This window comes from Streptomyces sp. PU-14G (genome assembly GCF_041028275.1).
Taxonomy (GTDB): domain Bacteria; phylum Actinomycetota; class Actinomycetes; order Streptomycetales; family Streptomycetaceae; genus Streptomyces.
Genome location: NZ_JASKYT010000546.1, coordinates 1 through 3,745 on the forward strand (window position 1 = coordinate 1; position 3,745 = coordinate 3,745).

Consider the following 3,745-nt stretch of genomic DNA (forward strand, 5'->3'; position numbering starts at 1 on the left):
CCACCAGGCTCGGCGTGCGGTACAGCAGCCGGTGGAAGGTGAGCACGTCCGGGTCGTCGCACAGGCCGGTGACCGGGTCCCGGGGGTCGAGGCCGGCGAGGGGGTGGGCCTCCAGCGCGTCGAGTGGCGTGGTGCCCGCTGCGCGGGCGGGCGTAACAGGAAACGTTACTGAGTTAAATAAGTGACCCGGTCTCCTGGGTGGAGGCGTCGATGGGCCGTGCGCGCGGGCCGGGGCCGGCCAGGGGTCCGGAGCCGGCCAGGGGGTCCGGGATCGGCCAGGGATCCGGGGCCGGCCCGGGGGCCGGGGGCCGGCCAGGGGTCCGCGTTCCCTTTGCGGCAGCCGTGGCGCGCTGCTGTAGTGGAGCTGAGCCCACGCGCGGCACGCACGCGGCACGCACGCGGCGCGGCGTGGACCAGGCGGGGGCGGCCGGCAGTCAGGACAGGTCGCGACCTGAACTGCCACTCCGCGGCGGCCGGCCACGGCACCCCCGCCGGTCGGCCGCCGCGGAGCACGCCGGAGAGTCGAGGTGCCGACCGCACCGACCGCCTCGACCGCACCGACCGGCGGCCAGCGGCCAGCCGGCCGGCGGTCAGGCGCCATCAGCCGCGAGCCAGGAGCCCGCATGAAGGCCCCACCAGTGCCAGCGCGTTGGAGAGCTGCCCGTCCGGCCCCGGCCCGCCATGGGTGCTCGGCAGCCACGTCGCGCGGTACCCCCTGGACGAGGCGCCCCGCGCCTACGCACTCCTGTACGAGGGCAAGGTCAACGGCCGCGCGGCGGTGGTGCCCTGAGGACGCGGGCCCGGCCCTCCGCCTGCCGGAGAACCGGGCCCGCCCCGCCGTTTCGGATGTGCCGCGCCTTCTCCCGCAAACGCGCCGTGTGACCGACACTGGCGGGGTACCCGCCCCTGACGCGAGGACGTTCGAGGACGCGAGGAGAAGAAGGCCATGTCGCAGACCAACGAGCGCCCCGCCGAGGCGCCCGCCCCCTCGACCGGCCGCGTGGTGGTCGGTGTGGACGGTTCCCCGCACTCCCTCCGCGCGCTGGACCGGGCCGCCGACGAGGCCGTCCGCCGCGGCGCCGAGCTGGAGGTGCTGTGCGGCGGTGCGCCGCCGCGGCGCAGCGTCGTACCCGAGACCGACTCCGACACGGAGCGCATGCGCCGGGCAGGGCAGGAGGTGGCCGACGCCGCCGCCGAGCGGGCCCGCAAGCGCGCGCCAGGACTGACCGTCACTCCTGCGGGGGTGCGCGAGCCGGCGGTCGACGCGCTGGTGCGGGCGAGCCGCACGGCCGACCTCACGGTGGTGGGCACCAGGGGGCGCGGCGGCTTCCGCGGCCTGCTGCTCGGCTCGGTGGGGCTGCGGCTCGCGGCGCACGCCGCCGGGCCGCTGATGGTGGTGCGCGGAGAGGTGCCCGAGCCCGGCACCGCCCGGGTCGGTGACACGGTGGTCGGGCTGAAGTGGGCCGGAGCCACCGAGCCGGTCGAGTTCGCCTTCCAGTCGGCGCAGCGCGACGGGTCGACGCTGTGGGTGGTGCACTCCTGGAACTATCCGACGCTGCCCGGGGTGTCGCTGAAGCTGTCGCCGAAGGAGCCGCCGGAGGAGACGAAGCGCGCGGAGAAGTTCCTGGCGGAGGCCGTCCAGCCGTTCCGGCAGCGCTACGGGGACGTGGAGGTGCACACCGCGCAGCACCAGGGCGCGGCGGCCGAGAACCTGATCAGGCTGAGCGACGGCGCGGAGCGGATCGTGCTGGGTGTGCGGCGGGAGAACCGCCGCCTCGGCCTCCAGGTGGGTCCGGTGGTCAACGCGGTCCTCCAGCACGCGGCGTGTTCGGTGGTGCTGGTGCCGGTGCCCTGACGGGCCGGCGCCCCGAGGGCAGCCGCTCCGAGGGCCGGCGCCCCGGGGGCAGCCGCCCCGAGGGTCGGCGCCCCGGGAGGCCGCCGCCCGGTGTGGCCGTCGTTCCGCTTCCGGTGCCCGGCCCGCGCTCCGGTGCAGCCCCCTCCTCTTTGGAGGATCCTCCGAAGTGCAGGGGGTCGATCGTGTGGTTCTGTACGATAGAGGGCGCAATGCAACGCGCGTAGAGTCCCGTCACGTCCTGGTCAGGACCCTGCAATGACGCACGTCGCACCAGAGAACCACGCACGGAGCCCCATCCCATGGCAGTTCGTCCCGGCGTAGCCGGCGCCGACGGCGCCGCTACGGCGCCCCCTTCGGCCCCCTCGGCCGACCCCTCCGCTTTCGCCCCGGCGACCGCCGCGGCCGTCGACGAAACCGTCGAGACCCGTGGCATCGAGCCCGTACCCGACCACGAGCGGCGCGGCCGGGTCCGCGAACTGTTCCCCACCTGGGTTGCCGCCAACATCAGCGTCCTGCTGCTCACCATGGGCGCCGGACTGGTCGTCTTCAACGGCCTCAACTTCTTCCAGGTGCTCCTCGCAGCCGCCATCGCGGGAGCCGTCTCCTTCGGCCTGGTCGGGCTGCTGTCCGTCTCCGGCAAGTGGGGCGGCGCGCCCGGCGCCATGCTCTCCCGGGCGACCTTCGGCGTACGGGGCAACTACTTCCCCGGCATGATCCTGTGGGTCGCGCGCTTCGGCTGGGAGACGATCAACGCGGTCACGGGCGCCTACGCCGTGCTCACCGTGCTGCGGCTGCTGTTCGGCATCGAGAGCAGCACCCCGCTCATCGTCGTCACCCTGCTCGTGTTCGTCGGCGTGACGTTCCTCGTCAGCGGCATGGGCCGCAAGGTCCTCAACATCTGCAACACCTGGTCGACCTACCTGTTCGGGGTCTTCACCGTCCTCGTCCTGGCCTACCTGGTGACCACCATCGACTGGAGCGAGGTCTTCTCGCGCCCGGCGGGCGGCACGGCCATGTTCGTCGCGGGCATCGGCACCATCGCGGCGGGCGGCATCAGCTGGATCCCCACAGGGCCCGACTTCGCGCGCTACCTGCCGCACAGCGCACAGGGCCGCAAGATCTTCGGTACCACCCTCTCGGGCGCGCTGCTCGTGCTGGTGCCGATGGTGCTGATGGGCGGCGTGATGTCGTTCAAGGACCCCGCGCTGGCCAAGACGAACGACCCCGTCTCCTTCCTCGGCGAGGCCCTGCCCGGCTGGCTGGCCGTGCCCTACCTGATCATCGCCCTGATCGGCATGGTGCTCATCAACAGCCTCTCGATGTACTCGGCGGGGTTCACCGCGCAGACCATGGGCGTCAAGCTGCCCCGCGCCTGGGCCGTCTCGATCAACGCCGTGATCAGCCTCGTCGGCGGGCTGCTGCTGATGCTCGTGGCCAAGAGCTTCTACGGCTCGTTCATCTCCTTCCTCTCGCTGCTGGCCGTCTCCTTCTCCGCCTGGGTCGGCGTCTACGCCGTGGACATGCTGCGCCGCCGGCACAAGACCGTCCGCTACGACGCGGCCGGACTGCTCGACACCTCGCGCACCAGCCGCTACTGGTACGTCGGCGGCTTCTGCTGGCAGGCCATGACGGCCTGGGGCGTCGCCCTGCTGCTCGGGCTCGGCTTCACCAAGTGCGAGTGGTTCGCGGGCCCGCTGGTCGACACCTGGATCGGCAGGAACGGCCTGGGCTGGGCCGCGACGGTGCTGCTGGCCGCGGTGCTGTTCGCGGTACTGCCCGCGCCCCGCGAGAAGGAGCCGCAGGCCGCCGCCTGAGCCGACCGGACCAGGCCCGACCGGCCGCGCGGCCTGCGCCGGTGCCCGGCCTCCCTCCTCTGGCCCCGGCGCMCKC

Annotated in this window: 2 protein-coding genes and 1 pseudogene; 2 read left to right on the forward strand and 1 reads right to left on the reverse strand. The window is 73.7% G+C overall.

Annotated features, from left to right (window positions below):
- A pseudogene (locus AB8Z75_RS33095) lies at positions 1-136 on the reverse strand (TetR family transcriptional regulator); the annotation flags it as partial.
- A gap of 810 nt (positions 137-946) precedes the next feature.
- Here AB8Z75_RS33095 and AB8Z75_RS33100 point away from each other — a divergent pair.
- Complete coding sequence (locus AB8Z75_RS33100; RefSeq protein WP_369208543.1) at positions 947-1,855, forward strand: universal stress protein; 909 nt, start codon at positions 947-949, stop codon at positions 1,853-1,855.
- A 299-nt stretch (positions 1,856-2,154) separates the two neighbouring features.
- Positions 2,155-3,669, forward strand: coding sequence for a cytosine permease (locus AB8Z75_RS33105; RefSeq protein ID WP_369208545.1), 1,515 nt, complete (start codon positions 2,155-2,157; stop codon positions 3,667-3,669).
- The last annotated feature ends 76 nt before the right edge of the window (positions 3,670-3,745 follow it).